Below are 18171 nucleotides of genomic sequence, written 5' to 3'. Positions count from 1 at the left end.
TCTGCCAAGACGTAGGCGACGCCGTCACCCCTGACAACGACGGACATATGTCTTTCGCTGCGCCCGGGCGTCGGCACTATAATTTTTCGGGCATTTGGTGGGTGATGAAGGACTCGAACCTTCGACCCGCTGATTAAGAGTCAGCTGCTCTACCAACTGAGCTAATCACCCGCCGCGCCGCCCGAGAAAAAGACCACGTGCCGTGTGTCTTAGGACGCCGAAGGGGCCCGTGCGGGCCCCGTGGAGGGAGCGCATAGCATCGGCGGGTGGCGCTGTCCACCCCCTCCCCCGATAGCGGCCCGAACCGGTCGAGCGCGGCCCTAAAAGTCGCCCGTAGGTCTACCAAAAAGCGCCAATATTGCTCGGCCGCGGCGTCCGGGCATGCACATAACCGGACATGGCCAGACCCAGTCCGACCATTAGCGTCGTCAACGCCGATCCACCGTAGGATACGAGTGGCAATGGGATGCCGACGACCGGTACCAGGCCCGTCACCATCGCAAGGTTGACGAACACATAGATAAAGAACGTCATGGCCGAGCCGGCAATCACAAGCCGAGCGAAACGGTTCTCGGAACGCCACGCCATTGCGGTCATCATCGCGATCAATGCGGCGTAAGTCGCGAGCAGAAACATTAGCCCCGCGAATCCCCATTCCTCGCCGATGGCGCTGGCGATGAAGTCGGTATGTTTCTCCGGTACGAAATCGAGTTGGCTTTGCGTACCCTGCATGAAACCTTTACCCGAAAAGCCGCCTGCGCCGAGCGCGATTTTCGACTGCGTGATATGATAACCGGCGCCGAGCGGGTCCATGCCGGGATCGAGAAAAACCTCGATCCGGCGCCGCTGATAGTCATGCAGTCCGGACCAAACGACAGGCAGTGCGGCGACCGCCAGAACCGCGCCGACAACAAAATACGCGCGCGGGACGCCCGCCAGGAACATCAATGCCAATCCGAGAACGACAAACACCATGGCCGACCCGAGGTCAGGCTGCTTCAGCGTCAACAGAGCCGGAACGATGATCATGACAAGAGGGATCAGCACATATTGCCATCGCCCGACGCGCTCCGGCGGCAGCCAAAGATAATAGCGCGCGATCGCTGCGACGAGCGCAAACTTCATCAGCTCCGAAGGCTGAAACGACAGCGGGCCGACGTTGATCCAACGCCTGGCGCCCAGCACCTCGACGCCCAGGACCGGCACAAGCGCGAGCATGATGAGCGCGACCGCATAAGCCGGATAGGAGAGCTTAATCCAAACCTCTATGCGGACGAGCGCCATTGCGATGACGAGCACCAGCGCCACCAGAAAGCGCAGGGTCTGGCGCTCGGACCAGGGCTGAAATGATCCACCAGATTCGGAGTAAAGGGTAATCGTGCCGATGGCAGCGATGATGCACGTTGTTAGCAGCACCGGCCAATGGATACGCCACAGCTTCGCGGTAGCGGTGAGCGGACGACTGCTGTTCTGTACGCTGTAGAAGCTCATCTAACCCGCCGTTTGATCCATGTGCGCACGCGGCAAAGCCTTTCCGTCTACGGCACTGTTGCCGGCGTGCGAACGGTCATCGCGATCGAGTACGAGATTTAAGATATCTCGTGTCAAGACTGCCCCCGCATTCTCACCTTTTCCGCCATGTTCGATGACTGTTGCGATGGCGTAGCGGGGCGCGTCGGCGGGCATATAGGCGATGAAGATCGCGTGATCGCGTTTTTGCCATGGGCGTTGTTCATTCGCCATTTGCGTTTTTCGCGGACGACGCGCCGACGTTCCGGACTGTCCTGCGACGGCAGGACGGCCATCGCCAAGCTTTGCTTGCCCGTCGTTGCCGCCGTCTTCGTTAACCGCTGCGCGCATGCCGCCACGAACGATGTCGAGATGCTCAGATTTAAACGCCAGCGCGCGAAACGTTTGATCCTGCGCATTGAGATTGCGCTTTTCGAGCGTCGGGACGAGAGACTGGCCACCGGCAATGCGTGCCGTCATCAAGGCGAGTTGCAGCGGCGTGGCCTGCAGATATCCCTGGCCGATGCCGGTCATCAGCGTCTCACTCGCGCGCCAAGCTGCGTTGAAATTGCCGCGCTTCCAATCGGGATCGGGCACGACGCCCGCCTCCTCTTCCGTCAGCCCGATATCGTGGATGGCACCAAGGCCGAGTTGGCGCGCTGCGGCGGCGATCCTGGCAATTCCTGCGCGTCGGGCGATTTCATAGAAGAAGACGTCGCAGGAGCAGCGCAACGCCTCGTGGATCGTAAGATCACCGTGGCCGGCCGGGTTCCAGCAACGGTAGGTCTTATTGGCGAAGGTATAGTGGCCCGGGCATTGAATGCGTTCTTCTGCCGATACGACGCTCGCGTCGAGCGCGGCCAACGCGGTGACAGGCTTGAACGCCGAGCCCGGCGCGTATTCGCTGGAAACGACACGGTTGATGAGCGGCTTATCAGGTGCCGTCATCAGGCTCTGCCAATCCGGCGCCGAGATACCGTCCGCGATGCGCGCGGGATCGAAGCTTGGCGCCGAACTACATACGACGGTCTCTCCGCTCCTGACGTCGAAAACAATTGCCGAGGCCGTCCTTTCCTTCTGCAATCGCGAAAAGACCACTTGCTGAAGATCGGCATCGATTGACAGCGTCACGTTGCGACCGTTCACAGGTTCGATCGTTTCGAGCGTGCGAACGCGGCGGCCGCGCGCATCTACCTCAATCTTTTCGGTGCCGCCGGAACCGCGCAGCACCTTTTCGAATCCTGCCTCGACGCCGCTTTTACCGACTCGCATATCCGGCAACCGCAGAAGGGGATCATCGTTGACGCCGAAGCGTTCGACACTCCCCACGAACCCGACTACGTGACCGATGGAATCTCGGCCATGGTAACGGCGCCGCCACGTCGTTTCGGTGGCGATTCCGGGCAAGCTCGGCGCCAACAAATTGAGCTTGGCAATTTGCTCGAATGTGAGATCGCTCGCAACGATGGCGGGACTATAGCGGCTCTGCTTTTTTATGCGCGCTAACGTTTCCGACATCTCGTCGTTTGTGAGGGGCACGACATCATGAAGCTGCGCGAGGACAGCGCGAAGATCGTCGACCTCCACGGGTGTTAACGTGACTCGAAAAATTTCCTGATTGTCTGCGAGCGGCCGGCCGTTGCGGTCGAGAATTTGCCCGCGCCGGGGCGGAAGAATCTGCACGTTAAAGCGGTTTTGCTCTGCGAGTGGCGCGTAGCGATCGCGTTGGACGATCTGAAGATCGAAAAGCCTCCAGGCGACCAAGGAGAAGCCTATAGCTTGTGCACCTCCGAGAACGAGACTTCGACGCGTGAACCGACGGTCCGGGGAATGGCGCGTGTCGTCCTTCTCCGACATCGTTTATCCTCCGCGCGTCAAGCGCATGCTTCGTCCTGGTTCGGCGGCACCGTCCACAAGACGAAGCAAAGGCAGGATGACGAAGAGAGCGCAAATACTGGCAAGGACGGCGCCCGTCGCATAAGGCAACGGATCGAGTAGGTCGAAGAAATAAATCGAGGCCGTGAGCCACGCGGCGAATGTGATGACGACGATCGCAAGACCTAGGAGCAACAGACGGTCAAGCGAGCTTTCGAGGTGCAGGCGCGCACTGAGCGTCGCCGTCAGATGTGCAAGAAGATAGATGAATGCCCAATAGCCGACCGGCCCATGCGTGAGAATATCGAGCGTCAAACCAGCGAGGAAGACGACCCACTCTGGCAACCACGCGTCGTGACGAAGCGTCCAGTAGTGAATCGCGATGACCGGAAGCAGCGGCAGGAAAAAGCGGTCGCCTGCCGGAATGCCAAGAGGAAGCGCCGCTATGAGCGTCAGCACAGCGACCGAACCGATTGGAGCGACAAGCCTGCTCCAGTTCATCGGGCGGATCCTCCATCCGACGACAGACGTTTTTGCCGTTGGTCGGCGCGTGGAAATCGATCCGTTTGCGCCTTGCCGAAGCGTTCGATCAGCGCTCGCGACGGTCCATCGAAGAAAAGGACGCTCACATATTCAAGACGATCCAGATTCGCGCGGAGGATAACGTGCGGGTCGTCGAGATTACCATTTGCCACCTTCCCCACGCGAAGCCCGCGCGGAAACAGACCACCCGTTCCGGATGTTGCGACGTCGTCGCCCGCAGAGACTTTCGGGCCATCAGGCAGGTAAAGAAGCCGAGGCCGCGAACCATTGTCTCCAACGAGAATGGCTCGCGTGGCGGCCGCGCCGACGCTGACGGGAATGCGACTATCGGCATCGTTTGCGAGCAGCACGCGCGACGAATTTGCTCCGACGTCGGCGACGCGACCGACGAGTCCGTCCGCGTTGATGACCGGATAGCCTATCTTCACTTTCTGATTGCTTCCGGAATTGATCATCACGCTTCGCGCAAATGGGCCGCTCGAGTCCGCAATGACGCGGCTAGTGACGAACTCGATGTGTTTTTCCGGAACAACTTTCGCCAATGCCTCCAGATCGGCGAGCTTGGCTTCGAGCTGCCTCGCGCGCCATTCCCAGCCGCTGAGCTTCTGATTCTCCGCCTTGAGACGTTGAAGCTCGGCGGTCAAATCCAGTTGCGAGGAAATGGTACGACCAATCTCGCGCAACGGCTCGACCGGCACGGTTGCGGCCTGCAATACGGGAGCAAACGAGGATGCAATGCGCCAGCGCGCCTCGTTCAGCGTACTGTGATGAAGGCGGCTCAGTATCATCAGAGCGAGCGAGATGAAAATCAGAAACAGCAGTATCGGGCGCACGCGTCGCCGCGGCGTGATGCTTCCGCCGCGCTGGAGAAAAGATTTATCATCGCTCAGTCGCGCCATTCCGATTGTCGCTGCTCCGCGTCCCGGCTGGGCTCAATATCGCGTCAGGGCTTGATCAACAAATGCTCGCGCTCCTTGAGCGTACCAAGAATTGCAGCTGAGCCCGCGATGACGCAATGTTCGGGTTTCTCGGGAAGATTGAATTTTACGCCGGTCCGGCGTTCAAGCTCCTCGTCGAGCTTGGCAAGCTTTGACCCGCCTCCCGACAGATAGACTCCGCGCTCGCAAATGTCGGTCGAAATCTCGGGCGGAAGATCTTCGATCGCGTGCTGAATGAATTCGGCGATCTGCTCGATCGGGCCTTCCAGCGCTTCGGCCACCTGATGCGGCGCAAGCACGACGGTTTTGGGTTTGCCTTCGCGGACCTCTCGGCCACGGATGAAGATCTCAGCCGTTTCGCCGTTGATGATGCGCGACGCAGAGCCCGCCTCGATCTTGATGCGCTCGGCGTTGCTTTCGCCGATCAGAAGCTGGTGGTTGCGGCGAACGTAGCGAATGATGGCCTCGTCCATGGCATTGCCGCCGCAGCGAATGGAGCGCGCCTGGACGACGCCGCCAAAGGACAGGACGGCCGCATCCGTGGTGCCGCCGCCGATATCGACGATCATCGAACCCTTCGGCTCGTCGATAGGTATGCCCGCGCCGATAGCTGCCGCGACGGGTTCTTCGACGAGATAGACACGCCGCGCGCCGGCGGAGAGAGCTGTCTCGTAGACTGCGCGGCGTTCGACAGGTGTCGCGCCAGCGGGCACACACACGAGGATGCGCGGTCGGATAAAATCGATGAGCGACTTCGTGCGGCCGATGAACTGGCGCAGCATTTCCTCGGTGGCGATGAAGTCGGCGATGACGCCGTCGCGCAGCGGGCGGATCGTCTCGATGCTTTCGGGCGTGCGCCCGAGCATCTGTTTCGCTTTCTCGCCGACTGCCAGAACCTCGCGCGTGCCGCCGCGCGAACGGATGGCAACAACGGAGGGCTCGTCAATGATGACGCCCCGACCGTCGACATAGACGAGCGTATTGGCGGTGCCGAGGTCGATCGCGATGTTGTCGGAGAGCACCCTGCTGACGCCTAGTCCAAACATGATGCGTGATCCGACCTGCACCTCGCTAGGCCGGCTGAAACCGGGCAGCGCTACTCAAAGAAAGACGACCAGCCGAAGGGCCGGTGCCGGATGCAGGATAGCGCGCCTCGCCTGTGGTGCGCTACCCTGCCTTGCGTGATGATAAACGCGAAAAAACGCGATGTTATACTGCCTGTTGTGCCTGCGTCGTTTTCTGCCGTTTCACGACGAGTTTATTGAGTGCGGCAACGTAGGCCCGCGCCGAGGCGACGAGGGTGTCGGGATCGGCGGAGCGGCCAGTGACGATGCGCCCATCCTCCTCAAGACGGACGGAAACCTCGGCCTGTGCGTCGGTGCCCTCAGTTACTGCGTGCACCTGATAAAGGTCGAGGCGCGCATTGTGCGGCAGGAGCTGCTTGATCGCGTTAAAGGTTGCATCGACAGGCCCGTTGCCGACACTCTGCACGGTTTGCGACTGGCCTTCGACATCGAGCGTTAATGTCGCCGTCTGCGGACCCATCGTTCCTGCGATCACGGTCAGCGCAGAAACTTTCACGCGATCGTTGATGTGCGCAACGCCTTCATCGACAAGCGCTTCGATGTCTTCGTCGTAGACGTGCTTCTTCTTGTCGGCGAGCGCCTTGAAGCGATTGAAGGCGTCCTCCATCGCGTTGTCGCCGAGATTATAGCCCAGCTCCTTCAATTTCGACTTGAAGGCGGCGCGGCCCGAGTGCTTGCCCATGACCAGTGACGACTTTCCGACGCCGACCGATTCCGGCGTCATGATCTCGTAAGTCTCGACGTTCTTCAGCACGCCGTCCTGGTGGATGCCGCTTTCGTGCGCGAAGGCATTCCGGCCGACGATGGCCTTGTTGTACTGCACCGGAAAATTGGTCACGGCCGAAACGAGCTTCGACGCACGCGACAGCATTTCCGTTTTGATGCCTGTGAAGTGCGGCAGAAGATCATGACGCGTACGGATCGCCATGACGATTTCTTCGAGAGCCGCGTTGCCGGCGCGCTCACCGAGACCGTTGATCGTGCATTCGATCTGACGCGCCCCGGCCGAAATACCGGCGAGCGAGTTCGCAACCGCCAGGCCGAGGTCGTCATGGCAATGGGTCGAAATGACGACCTTATCCATGCCGGGCACGCGCGTCTTCAGCATCATGATCAGATCGAAATATTCCTCGGGCAGCGCGTAGCCGACGGTATCGGGAATATTGATCGTCATGGCACCGGCTTTGATCGCGGCTTCGCAGACGCGACAGAGGTAGTCATGTTCGGTGCGCGTCGCGTCCATTGCGCTCCATTCGACGTCGTCGGTATAGCCGCGGGCGCGTGTGACCGACGCAATGACACGTTCGTGCACCTGCTCCTGCGTGAGTTGCAGCTGATGCTGGCGATGCAGCGGCGATGTGCCGATGAACGTATGAATGCGGCTGCGCCTGGCGTGCTTGATGGCTTCGCCCGCGCGATCGATATCTGCGAGGTTGGCCCGGGCAAGGCCGCACACGACGGAATTCTTGGCGAGCTTGGAAATCTCGGTCACGGCCTCGAAGTCGCCTTCGGAGGCGATCGGAAAACCGGCCTCGATGATATCGACGCCCATGTCGTCGAGAAGCTCAGCGACCTGGAGCTTTTCCTCGAAGGTCATCGTGGCTCCGGGGCACTGCTCGCCGTCGCGCAGGGTCGTATCGAAAATGACTATTTTGTCTTCGTCGCGCTTCGCCGCTGCGGGCGCATTGTCGGTAACGGACGTCATTGGTCTTTATCCTTTGCCGGGCGACCGCCTCTCAGGGGTCGCCGCTTATCGCTTCGCTCTACGCTCATTTTGAAGGCCGTCCAATCCCCTGGGCACGAACCCGGCAGACGGCCGGGCGTCATGCGGCCCAGGGGCCGGTAAGGAGCAGCGAAAGGTCAAATAGAGGCGCGGACGCGCGCTCAGCCGGCCCGGCCGAAGCGGGAAAGGCGAAAGCAGCGATGTCGTTCAGGCGCGACATGACGGAATCGAAACCAAAAAAACCCTTCGGCCAGCGGCCGATGCGGCTGGAATACCCGAAGTTGCTAAGAAAAATCAAGAGCGGGACAAAATTCTCGGCCCCGATCCGCTAAAATCTCAGGGTTCCCTCGGCAATGCGGACGGCGTGACCGCCGATGCGGACCGTTTCGAGCTTGTTGCGCGCCATCATCATCGTCAGCGTGATGGCGCTCGGTCGTCCCATTTCAATCCCCTGCTCTATGGCCCGTTTATGCGTGCCATCGGGAAGCTCGTCGAATTCGTTAATCACATAGGCGAAGCCTGCCGCTGCAGAGCCGGTTGCGGGATCTTCGGGCACGCCGAGATCGGGCGCAAACATGCGCGCGTGGAAGGCGGACTGAACACGCACGGACTGGCGGGTATAGAGATAGACACCGTGGACACCCCGCGCCGTGAACGCCCGCGACCAATGCAACGGCGCGACCTTCACCTTTGACATGGCTTCTAGATTCGAGACCGGCATGAACGCGAACGTATTCGAACCGCGAAGCAGAGTCGGCTTGTGATTTTCAAATCCGATCTCGGTCGGGATCAGGCCGACCGCGGCGGAAATTTCCTCGGGCTCAGAAAGGCGCTCAAGGGTATTCTCTGCTTTCGGTGCATCGAATTCGCCATAGGCGGCGGCCTGAGAACGCAGTCTGACACCCACGCGGATGCTGCCGATTTCCTCTTCAAGTGCAATGATCGCATCCCGCTCGCCGTTGAGTTGCGGCTGCGTCCGAAGCTCCGCCAAAAGCGCTGCTGTCCCAAGCGTCGGATGGCCGGCGAAAGCAAGTTCGCGGCTCGGCGTGAAGATGCGGATGCGCGCCGTATGGCCCGCGCTCGTCGGCGTCAAGACGAAGACGGTTTCCGAAAGATTGAACTCGCGCGCGACCTTCTGCATATCAGCGCTCGACAACGGATCGGCATCCAAGACAACGGCGAGTGGGTTGCCGCCGAATGGCCGCTCAGTGAAGACGTCCAGAATATGATACGTGAGCGCCATCTTGCGCCTGTCTCCCCGCTTCCCCGCACACTTTATAAGATGCGCAAAGCGCGCGGCACCATGGGACAACGGTTAGCCGCCGCCAAGCGTTTTTTTGCTCATTCGCAAGCTGTCAGCCTTCGGCAAAAATGGCTTCCAATAGGGGGCGCATGTAGCGCGGCATCGGCAGGTCTTCGACGTCGCGCAGACTCGCAACCGGAATTACGGCCTCCAGCTCGGGATTATCGGACTCCGCGATGTGCTGCTCGGCACGCCGCATGAATTCGGAAGTCGACATTTGCGCACGCAATGGAACCGCCATCGAAAGCTGCACGCCGGAACGGGTTAGATAGAAGCCTTCTTCTCTCACCAGCAGATCGGGATCGATGCCTAGCTCTTCCGTGGCTTCGCGGACTGCGGCGCGTTCGATATGGACGAAGCCGTCGTCGTCGGTATCTTGTGCATCGATAAATCCTGCGGGTGCATACGCGAGACCGCCGTTGACGTTTCCTGCCCGTTGGCGTCCGAGCATGAGATGACCGTCGTTCGAACGAATGACTGCCGAGCCAAATCCGTCCAAAACCCCGGCAGCGGGAAAGCCCTGTTCGCGCCAATAGAGATAGCTTTTGAAATCCGTTCGAAGCAGGGATGCATTCAATGTGCCGTCCGCGGCTTCGAAAGCGTCGACCAAATGGACGACGCCGTCGAAATAATTCGGGTTCGCTGCTTTGGCTTTCCTCCAATGCGTCGCGATGGCGCTGGCGTTTTCGATTGCAAAAGGCCAAGGCGCGGAGCCGACGCGCAACGAACACGAGGAAAGCTTTGTCACGCCTTCGCTGCAGTGGAACCTTTTTCGCTCAGGCTGGTTCTGCATTGTCACGCGTGGGGTAAGCCACAATTAAGTCTCGATCTGACTAAAACCAATTTCATCAAATTTGGGGCGATCAAAATGCTCCAAGCGCTGATATGACGCGAGGTTTTTACCGATGCCTGACACACACAAATTTTTCTCGGCCATCTAATTTGCGAACTTCGGTCATGAGGCGGACACGATTCCAATCGCATATCTCTATCACGACAGCGTCGCTGGGGGGCGACAGTCAAGATCTCCCAGCACCTCATTGCCGGTTTCAGTCCTGGTGTGTTGCATCAGGTTCCATCACGGCGAGGTGTGAGATGGATCATCTGCCTCCCGATGGAAAGCCATCGGGCTCTCACGGTTTGGGACCGTGCGGAGCCCCGCCATATCCGAGGAAGCTGCGCGAGCGGCAGAATTCGGAAACGGGCGGCAGAGGTCCCCGCTCCTCTGCCGCCCACGTTAGTCCCGGCCATTCGTCCAGTTTTCTGGGCGGCGGCTGGATTTGACGTGGACCGCCTGCGCTGCCGCACGTAAACCCTCCCCAAGAGAGCGGCAGCGCGGGTTGGTTCACGACCTAATGTTTGGCATGCAAATCGCGGCGCATCCAGCTTTTAGCATCCGAAAAATGGTGGCGGCGCCGGTCAAATTCCCGGCAGCATCTTAAATGTCCAGGCCGCGGATAAAGCTATCGAGATGATATAAGCGGCCAGCAGAATCCCGGCCCACACCTTATCGGCGCGCGCCACCGCTTCGACAGAGCGGCCGTCCTCGCCGCTCCAACTCGTGGCGACGACTCTGGCCAGCGCCGCAATGATAAAGGCGTATGACGCGAGATAGACTTTATCGATCAGCATCAGGTAGCCGACTTCAGGCAGGCTCGATGACGCCGTCAGCTGCAGCGCGACCAAGGTCAGCAGCGCGGTAATGCCGAGGCCGATGCGTCCATCGACTCGTGACGGCATGATGAAGAAGATCAGCAGCGCGCAAACGACGATGAGCAGCACAGGCAGGAAGGCCTTGACGGTCACAGTTACGAGTGCGCGGGTGATTGGAATTTCAATCGTCACACGCGAATAGCTTTCGGCGGACGGTACCGTCAGGTCGCCGAAATTGGTCGGATAAGTGTGATCGGTGATTTTCATCGTCGGCTTGCCGACGAGAAAGCCGGGCAATGTAATATTCGGATTGAGCAGGACGGGAACCTGATCCGGTACGTAAACTTGATCGTCGCTCGACGCGAGCGTGTCCTCGATCTCGATCTTCAGCGCCTGATGATCGAATGGATACCGACTCAAATTGAATTTCGTCGCGAAGCGCCCCTGTTCGCGCAAAATGGAATAGAGCCTGCCGTCCGGCATTGCTTTCGGTTTATCTAGAAGGAAATCGCGCTGATGTTCGGTCGGTGCGTACCGGTTCATGAACTCCATCGATTTCGCCGGATCGAGGTTCGGCGATTTCCAGCGAAACCAAGCATAGAAATCGACGGCATAGCTGTGGGTCGGGAAATCGACTTCCTGGATGTCGTTGACGTAGATGCCGACAACGACACGCTCGGGTTTTGCGCTCTCCGTTGTTGTCTGCGGAACCTGCTGCGGCTCGGCCAAAGAGGCGGAGGGCGCAAAGACGGTGAAGACGACGGCAAGGAGTACCGCTGTGCGGCGGGCGCACCACGCGACAAGTTGCAGTGGCTTATGCGGTGGATTGGACAAATGCGGACTCCGTCCCTCGATGGGGAGGAGAGCACAGGAAACAGCTGAATAAAAGATCACGTGGCGAAGAGAAATTCGCCACGTGGTTTATTTCCTGCGGTATTGCGGTCCGACGATATTCCCTCTTCCCGCAAAGCGGGCCGAGGGAGTGTCAGCGGCCGCGATCAGTTTTTGCCTTTATCGACCAGCTTGTTTTTTGAGATCCACGGCATCATGCCGCGAAGCTTGGCGCCGATTTCCTCGATTTGATGACTATCGTTGAGGCGGCGGGTCGCCTTGAAGCTCGGTTGACCGGCCTTGCATTCGAGCATCCAGTCGCGTGTGAAGCGGCCCGATTGAATGTCGGCGAGAACCTTCTTCATCTCGGCCTTCGTCTCGGGCGTAATGATGCGCGGGCCGGTGCGATATTCACCGTACTCGGCCGTATTCGAGATCGAGTAGTTCATGTTGGCGATGCCGCCCTCATAGATGAGATCGACGATCAGCTTTACCTCGTGGAGGCATTCGAAATACGCCATCTCGGGCGCATAGCCCGCCTCAACGAGCGTTTCGAAGCCGGCGCGGATCATCTCGACGAGGCCGCCGCAGAGCACAGCTTGCTCGCCGAAAAGGTCGGTCTCGCATTCTTCGCGGAAGGTCGTTTCGATGACGCCCGAACGGCCGCCACCGATAGCCGAGGCATACGACAGGAAGAGATCATGCGCGTTTCCGCTCTTGTCCTGGTGCACCGCGATCAAGCACGGCACGCCGCCGCCTTTCTGATATTCGCCACGGACGGTGTGCCCGGGGCCCTTCGGTGCCACCATGCCGACATCGAGATCGTCGCGCGGTTCGATCAGATTGAAATGGACGTTGAGGCCGTGCGCGAACATCAGCGCAGCGCCCTTCTTCATGTTCGGCGCGAGATGTTCTTTATAGATGTCACCCTGCAGTTCGTCGGGCGTTAGCATCATGATGACGTCGGCCCACTTGGCGGCCTCAGCCACGTCCATGACTTTGAAGCCTTCGTTCTCGGCCTTCTTCGCCGAAGCTGAGCCCTTCCGCAACGCAATGGCAACGTCCTTGACGCCGGAGTCACGAAGGTTCAGCGCATGCGCGTGGCCCTGGCTGCCGTAGCCGACAATGGCAACCTTTTTGGATTTGATGAGATTGATATCGGCATCACGATCGTAATAGACGCGCATGGGCGGCCTTTCGGGTTCCCCGGTCGGAATCGACGTTCGGGCTGGGTTGAAAGCGAAGGGGCTCGGATTGCGTGGGCCCGGGCTCCCTGAAATCTCGGCGGAAACTACAGAGATCGCGATGAGGATTCAACGTCTCGCGGGTGCTACCGACTGCCCTTACTGGGAATATTTTACCGCAGTCCATTTGTGGGCGCCGATCGAGTGGCATTAACCGAGCAACGGTTAAGGCTCGGCTCCCTGCACCGCCGGCCGATTGCTCAAAATAGCGCGGCATCAGATCATGTCCCGCACAACCGGCCATAACGAGGCGACGAGCGCCACTGCCATTGCAATGTTGAAAACACGCATAGCGGTGTGATTGCTCAGAAGCGGGCGCAGCGAGGTGCCAAAGAGGGCCCAGCTCGATGCCGAGATTATCGAGACAATCAGAAAAACCGCGGAAAGCAACGCCACGTCTGTCGATAGGCTGTCCGGCGACACATAGTTGGCCGCCACACTGAGACAGACCATCCAGCCTTTCGGATTGACCCATTGAAAGAGCGCCGCTTCGAAAAATGTCATCGGCTTCGCTTCATCGCCGACAATAGGATCAGTCGCGCCCGCCGTTCCGATCCGCCATGCCAGCCACAAGAGATAGGCGATGCTGATCACTCGCAGCGCGCCGTAGAGCGGCGGAAAAAGCGCGAAAATACGTCCGACTCCGAGTGCGACTGCGGCTGCCATGATCGTAAAGCCGATCACAATGCCCAAAATGTGCGGGCGTGTTCTGACGAACCCAAAATTCACACCGGACGCAAGCAGCATGGTGTTGTTCGGACCCGGCGTGATAGCGGATACGAAGGCAAACGTGATCAACGATAGAAGAAGTTCATGGGACATCTGTCATCGGCAGAGCGGTCAATCGTCTGCGCATCCTGAGGCGCGTGGCGAGTCACATCGAATGGTAGAGTTCGAAACGCTCAGCCGACCGCACCGCGCCCTATCGCTGCGATGCCCGTGCGGGAGACTTCCGCCAGTCCGAGGTCGATCATGAGATTCAAAAACGTCTCGATCTTGGAAGGCTTTCCGGTCATTTCGAAAACGAAATGCTCGGTTGAAGTATCGACGACCCTGGCGCGGAAAATCTCGGCAAGCCGCAATGCCTCAATGCGCTTTTCGCCCTTGCCGACGACTTTAATCAAGGCAAGCTCGCGTTCGATCGCGTCGCCCTCCTCGGTCAGGTCTCGCACACGGTGGACTGGAACGAGGCGTTCGAGCTGAAATTTAATCTGCTGCAGAACGGCGGGCGTGCCGCTGGTGATGACGGTGATCCGCGACAGGTGCTTTTCGTGTTCGACCTCGGTGACGGTCAGAGAGTCGATGTTGTAGCCGCGTCCGGCGAAAAGTCCGATGACGCGTGCGAGGACGCCGGGTTCGTTATCGACGAAGATCGACAGCGTGCGCGAGACGATCTCTTGCGATCGCGACGGACTCGGATAGTGGGTATGCTTCAGACGTTCGGCCATAGCGGTCATCTCATCGTCAGACGTAGCTTTCGACGAGGGAATGCCCCGCCGCATAATCAGGGATCGTCCAGGTCTCTTTCAGTGCCGCTTCGCGCCACGCAACGAACTCGGGATGCGCGAGCATCGTGTCCATGTAGGTTCGCGTCGCTTCGCGTACCGGTATCTGGTATGTTTCGAAGCGGGTCACGACAGGAAGATACATCGCATCGGCCGCGCCGAATGCACCAAAAAGGTATGGACCGCCGCCGCCGAAACGGTTGCGCGCCTCGGCCCAGATGTCCTCGACCCGATCAACATTGGCTTTCAAAGAGTCCGTCAATGGCGGCGTTGCAAAACGCGCACCAAGATGCATTGGGCAGCCCTGTCGCAATGGCTGAAATCCACCGTGCATTTCATTCGCGATCGACCGGGCATATGCGCGGGCCTTCGCATCCTTCGGCCAAATGGCTTTGTCGGGATGCGTTTCGGCCAGATGCTCGACGATTGCCATGCTTTCCCAAATGACGGCGTCACCATCGATGAGCGCCGGAACCTTGCCCGAGGGCGAATATTCGAGCACGCGCTGACGGCTGTCGGGCTGCCGCAGCGGAATGATGATTTCCTCGAATGGAATGCCGACTGTCTTTAGAAGCACCCAGGGACGCAGCGACCAGGACGAATAGAGTTTATTGGCAATGACTAACTTCAACATCGTCAGCGTGCGTCCCGCTTGCCGGCGTTGTGGTCCTTGCCGCCCGAATTCTGTTTCGGGAAAACCGATTTGACGAAAATCGGCATGCCGTCCTTATCGACCAACTTCTTGAAATCTTCTGCCTGCTTCACCGACATTTTATACTGCTTAAACGTTGCGACGAAGCGCTGGCCCATCCCGTTGGCGATATCCTCGGGCGCGGGAATGCCCATGCGGACACGATCGGCCTGCGGAATGCGCGCATAAATCCGGGCGAGGATCTGAGAATGCATGTAATCCTGCGCGAGGCAGGATTCCATTCCAGGCGTATAGCTGCTCGAAAGCGTTTGCGTTCGATAGCAGGCGTCGAGAAACTTCAAGACGCCTGCGGAGCCCTTTTGCTTATGAAGTTCCGCAAGGCGCTTGGCGGCCTCCTTGACGTTTGCAACGTGATCCCAGGTTTCTTTCGCGGACGCAGGCGCTGCCCGCATCGCGCCCAAGGCGAGTAAGACCAGGAGACCGCCGAGACAGCCGCGTATCTTGGATTTTCTCAAACCAGCACCTTGCCTTCCTCGCCAATGGCACGTTCGACTTCTTCATCGGTCACATGCTCGCCGAGCAGCATCTCGTTGTGCGCCTTGCCCGACGGGATCATCGGGAAGCAATTCGCGAGCTTCGCGACATGGCAATCGAAAATGACCGGGCCCTTAGTATTGATCATCTGTTCGATTGCGTCATCGAGATCCGCAGGATGGTCGCACCGCATGCCGGTCCAGCCGTAGGCTTCAGCTAGTTTCACGAAATCGGGAAGTGCCTCGGTGTAGCTTTCCGACAGACGGTTACCGTGCAGAAGCTGCTGCCATTGGCGGACCATGCCCATGTACTCATTGTTCATGATGAACACTTTCACCGGTAGCCGATACTGCACCGCCGTCGAACATTCCTGAATGTTCATCAGAATAGAGGCATCGCCTGCGACGTCGATGACGAGCGACTTGGGATGCGCCATCTGAACGCCGATCGCTGCGGGCAGCCCATAGCCCATGGTCCCCAATCCGCCTGACGTCATCCAACGGTTCGGCTCCTCGAAGTGGAGGAATTGCGCGGCCCACATCTGGTGTTGACCGACCTCGGTCGTGAAGTATGTGTCGCGATCTTTCGTCAACTCATAGAGACGCTGGCACGCATACTGCGGCATGATGATGTCTTTGGAGTTCTTGTAGGCAAGAGATTTCTTGCTCCGCCAGCCGTCGATCTGCTTCCACCACGCCTTATGCGCGGCTTTATCGAGGACGGGCGCCTTCGCCTTCCAGATTTTCAGCATCTCTTCAAGCACGTAAGCGCAATCGCCTACGATCGGGATATCGACTTGAATATTCTTGTTGATCGACGAGGGATCGATATCGACGTGGATTTTTTTGGAGCCCGGCGAGAACGCGTCGGTACGACCGGTAATACGATCATCGAAGCGCGCGCCGATGTTGATCATTACATCGCAATCGTGCATCGCGAGGTTGGCTTCATAGGTGCCGTGCATGCCGAGCATACCGAGCCACTGTTTATCGGAGGCCGGATAAGCGCCGAGGCCCATCAGCGTCGACGTGATTGGATAGCCTGTCATGCGCACAAGCTCACGCAACAGCTGGCTGGCCTTTGGGCCCGAGTTGATGACGCCGCCGCCGGTATAGAAGACGGGCCGCTTCGCTGACGCGATCAGATCAACCGCATCGCGCACGGGTGACGGGTCGGGTTTCAAATAAGGGCGATACGTCTTGTGCTGGATATTTGACGGGCCGATGTAATTGCCGGTCGCAAACTGCACGTCCTTCGGAATATCGACGACTACCGGGCCGGGGCGGCCGGTGCGCGCAATCTGAAACGCTTCGTGCAGAATGCGTGCGAGGTCATTGACGTTCTTCACGAGGGTGTTGTGTTTCGTGCAGGGGCGCGTGATGCCGACGGTATCGCATTCCTGGAAGGCGTCGTTGCCGATCAGATGCGTCGGGACTTGGCCCGTTATGCAGACGATCGGAATGGAATCCATCAATGCGTCGGTCAGTCCGGTCACCGCGTTCGTCGCGCCCGGCCCCGAGGTCACCAGACAGACGCCGACCTTGCCAGTCGAACGCGCGTAGCCTTCGGCAGCGTGCAGCGCACCACCTTCCTGACGCACGAGGATGTGGCGGATCTTCTCCTGCTGAAACAGTTCATCGTAGATCGGAAGAACGGCGCCGCCGGGATAGCCGAAAATAAACTCGACGCCTTGGTCGGCGAGCGCCGTCAAAACGATTTCGGCGCCCGTCATCGTACGTGCCATCTGGCGAACTCCTTGGACCAGCCTCGTGGCGGTCTCTTTTGAAGCTTTCGAAAGTTGCGGAAACGTAGGGAAAGAAGGGTAGTGGGTCAATGCTAGCACTAAATAAATGGGAAAATTTCACGCATTGAACGTTCCATATATTTCAAATTTATATTCTTCCACGTAATCATATTACGTCTAAACCAGGTTAATTGCCGTTTGATATATTGGCGGGTCTCCAGTCGGGCGACTTCAGCGGCTGACTCGGCGGTCTTTTCTCCGCGAATCACGGAAAGAAGCGGCCTTAAGCCGATAGCCCGCATGGCCGGCAGGTTTGCATCGAGTCCGGCAAGCGCGCGTGCCTCCTCCATTGCGCCCCCGGCAATCATTTGGCTGAACCTGGCATCGGCGCGCATGTAAAGCTCGGCACGGTCGAGCGTCACGAGCAAGCGAACGGTTTCAGCTTCATCGATCACTGGCGTACCGGGAATCGTCTGCCACTCCGCCAACGAGCGGCCGGTCTGCTCGACCACCTCAAGCGCGCGAACGATGCGTTGGGTGTCGCTCCGGGCCAGGCGCGCCGCCATTGGTGCATCGCGAGAACTCAGCTCCCGATAAAGATCGGCGGCACCGCGCCGTTCCGCTTCGGCGCGCCAATGGTCGCGAATAGATGGGTCTATAGGCGGGATCGGCGACAACCCTTCGAGCAGCGCTTTGAAATAGAGACCGGTGCCGCCGACAATCACAGGCCGACGGCTCTCCTCGCGCGCCTTCGCAATTGCCGCCGTGGCATCAGAAACGAAGCGCCCTGTCGAATATGCTTCCGCCGCAGGGACGAAACCGTACAGCCGATGCGGGATGCGCGCCTCGTCCTCGGGCGATGGCCGCGCAGTCAAAACGCGAAGCTCGCGATAGACCTGCATACTGTCGGCATTGATGATCACGCCGCCGACATGCTCGGCGATAGCAATCGCTAATGCGGACTTTCCGCTTGCCGTCGGTCCGGCGATCAGGATCGGGGCAAGTTCATTTTTGGCGTCGCTCATGGAAACG

16 protein-coding genes and 1 tRNA gene are annotated in these 18171 nt (G+C 59.1%); all 17 read right to left on the bottom strand.

Annotated elements, in window-relative coordinates; translation table 11 throughout:
- Nucleotides 1-95: 95 nt before the first annotated feature.
- The 17 genes from VHB22_RS12155 to miaA all read right to left on the bottom strand — a co-directional run bounded on the left by VHB22_RS12155 (nt 96) and on the right by miaA (nt 18164).
- A tRNA-Lys gene (locus tag VHB22_RS12155) sits at nt 96-171 on the bottom strand.
- A gap of 168 nt (nt 172-339) precedes the next feature.
- On the bottom strand, nt 340-1491 hold the full coding sequence (rodA, locus tag VHB22_RS12150) for a rod shape-determining protein RodA (protein WP_325457242.1): 1152 nt from the start codon (nt 1489-1491) through the stop codon (nt 340-342).
- Nucleotides 1492-3366: a penicillin-binding protein 2 gene (gene mrdA / locus VHB22_RS12145; RefSeq protein WP_325457241.1), complete on the bottom strand. Its 1875-nt coding sequence runs from the start codon at nt 3364-3366 to the stop codon at nt 1492-1494.
- 3 nt (nt 3367-3369) lie between these two features.
- Nucleotides 3370-3885 carry a rod shape-determining protein MreD gene (gene mreD, locus VHB22_RS12140; RefSeq protein ID WP_325457240.1) on the bottom strand — a complete coding sequence of 172 codons (516 nt, stop codon included), beginning with the start codon at nt 3883-3885 and terminating at the stop codon, nt 3370-3372.
- Complete coding sequence (gene mreC / locus VHB22_RS12135; RefSeq protein ID WP_325457239.1) at nt 3882-4826, bottom strand: rod shape-determining protein MreC; 945 nt, start codon at nt 4824-4826, stop codon at nt 3882-3884. The genes mreD and mreC overlap by 4 nt, the downstream gene beginning before the upstream one ends.
- 44 nt (nt 4827-4870) lie before the next feature.
- Nucleotides 4871-5911: a rod shape-determining protein gene (locus VHB22_RS12130; RefSeq protein WP_325457238.1), complete on the bottom strand. Its 1041-nt coding sequence runs from the start codon at nt 5909-5911 to the stop codon at nt 4871-4873.
- 163 nt (nt 5912-6074) lie between these two features.
- Nucleotides 6075-7655: a 2-isopropylmalate synthase gene (locus tag VHB22_RS12125; RefSeq protein ID WP_325457237.1), complete on the bottom strand. Its 1581-nt coding sequence runs from the start codon at nt 7653-7655 to the stop codon at nt 6075-6077.
- Between the two features lie 346 nt (nt 7656-8001).
- Entirely contained in the window at nt 8002-8916 is a 915-nt protein-coding gene (locus VHB22_RS12120) for a PhzF family phenazine biosynthesis protein (protein WP_325457236.1), read from the bottom strand.
- Between the two features lie 112 nt (nt 8917-9028).
- On the bottom strand, nt 9029-9724 hold the full coding sequence (locus tag VHB22_RS12115; protein ID WP_325457235.1) for an NUDIX hydrolase: 696 nt from the start codon (nt 9722-9724) through the stop codon (nt 9029-9031).
- Nucleotides 9725-10395: 671 nt separating this feature from the next.
- Entirely contained in the window at nt 10396-11463 is a 1068-nt protein-coding gene (locus VHB22_RS12110; RefSeq protein WP_325457234.1) for a hypothetical protein, read from the bottom strand.
- Between the two features lie 164 nt (nt 11464-11627).
- Nucleotides 11628-12647, bottom strand: a complete 1020-nt coding sequence (gene ilvC, locus VHB22_RS12105; RefSeq protein ID WP_325457233.1) for a ketol-acid reductoisomerase — start codon at nt 12645-12647, stop codon at nt 11628-11630.
- A gap of 273 nt (nt 12648-12920) precedes the next feature.
- Nucleotides 12921-13526, bottom strand: a complete 606-nt coding sequence (locus VHB22_RS12100; RefSeq protein ID WP_325457232.1) for a LysE family translocator — start codon at nt 13524-13526, stop codon at nt 12921-12923.
- A gap of 80 nt (nt 13527-13606) precedes the next feature.
- Complete coding sequence (gene ilvN, locus VHB22_RS12095; protein ID WP_325457231.1) at nt 13607-14152, bottom strand: acetolactate synthase small subunit; 546 nt, start codon at nt 14150-14152, stop codon at nt 13607-13609.
- A 16-nt stretch (nt 14153-14168) separates the two neighbouring features.
- Nucleotides 14169-14843, bottom strand: coding sequence for a glutathione S-transferase family protein (locus VHB22_RS12090; RefSeq protein ID WP_325457230.1), 675 nt, complete (start codon nt 14841-14843; stop codon nt 14169-14171).
- A 2-nt stretch (nt 14844-14845) separates the two neighbouring features.
- Nucleotides 14846-15376, bottom strand: a complete 531-nt coding sequence (locus tag VHB22_RS12085; protein WP_325457229.1) for a hypothetical protein — start codon at nt 15374-15376, stop codon at nt 14846-14848.
- The gene (locus VHB22_RS12080; protein WP_325457228.1) at nt 15373-17139 is read right to left on the bottom strand and encodes an acetolactate synthase 3 large subunit; all 1767 of its coding nucleotides are present in this window, start codon (nt 17137-17139) and stop codon (nt 15373-15375) included. The genes VHB22_RS12085 and VHB22_RS12080 overlap by 4 nt, the downstream gene beginning before the upstream one ends.
- Nucleotides 17140-17237: 98 nt before the next feature.
- Nucleotides 17238-18164, bottom strand: coding sequence for a tRNA (adenosine(37)-N6)-dimethylallyltransferase MiaA (miaA, locus tag VHB22_RS12075; RefSeq protein WP_325457227.1), 927 nt, complete (start codon nt 18162-18164; stop codon nt 17238-17240).
- Nucleotides 18165-18171: the final 7 nt, after the last annotated feature.

The sequence above is a fragment of the Hyphomicrobium sp. genome (assembly GCF_035548195.1).
Lineage (GTDB): Bacteria > Pseudomonadota > Alphaproteobacteria > Rhizobiales > Hyphomicrobiaceae > Hyphomicrobium_B.
The sequence above is the reverse complement of the archived record's forward strand: the minus strand, read 5'-3'. Positions and strand labels throughout refer to the sequence as shown.

Coding starts and splice junctions, on each gene's coding strand:
- rodA (WP_325457242.1), bottom strand. CDS start 1,491: ATGAGCTTCTACAGCGTACAGAACAGCAGTCGTCCGCTCACCGCTACC.
- mrdA (WP_325457241.1), bottom strand. CDS start 3,366: ATGTCGGAGAAGGACGACACGCGCCATTCCCCGGACCGTCGGTTCACG.
- mreD (WP_325457240.1), bottom strand. CDS start 3,885: ATGAACTGGAGCAGGCTTGTCGCTCCAATCGGTTCGGTCGCTGTGCTG.
- mreC (WP_325457239.1), bottom strand. CDS start 4,826: ATGGCGCGACTGAGCGATGATAAATCTTTTCTCCAGCGCGGCGGAAGC.
- VHB22_RS12130 (WP_325457238.1), bottom strand. CDS start 5,911: ATGTTTGGACTAGGCGTCAGCAGGGTGCTCTCCGACAACATCGCGATC.
- VHB22_RS12125 (WP_325457237.1), bottom strand. CDS start 7,655: ATGACGTCCGTTACCGACAATGCGCCCGCAGCGGCGAAGCGCGACGAA.
- VHB22_RS12120 (WP_325457236.1), bottom strand. CDS start 8,916: ATGGCGCTCACGTATCATATTCTGGACGTCTTCACTGAGCGGCCATTC.
- ilvC (WP_325457233.1), bottom strand. CDS start 12,647: ATGCGCGTCTATTACGATCGTGATGCCGATATCAATCTCATCAAATCC.
- VHB22_RS12100 (WP_325457232.1), bottom strand. CDS start 13,526: ATGTCCCATGAACTTCTTCTATCGTTGATCACGTTTGCCTTCGTATCC.
- ilvN (WP_325457231.1), bottom strand. CDS start 14,152: ATGGCCGAACGTCTGAAGCATACCCACTATCCGAGTCCGTCGCGATCG.
- VHB22_RS12090 (WP_325457230.1), bottom strand. CDS start 14,843: ATGTTGAAGTTAGTCATTGCCAATAAACTCTATTCGTCCTGGTCGCTG.
- VHB22_RS12080 (WP_325457228.1), bottom strand. CDS start 17,139: ATGGCACGTACGATGACGGGCGCCGAAATCGTTTTGACGGCGCTCGCC.
- miaA (WP_325457227.1), bottom strand. CDS start 18,164: ATGAGCGACGCCAAAAATGAACTTGCCCCGATCCTGATCGCCGGACCG.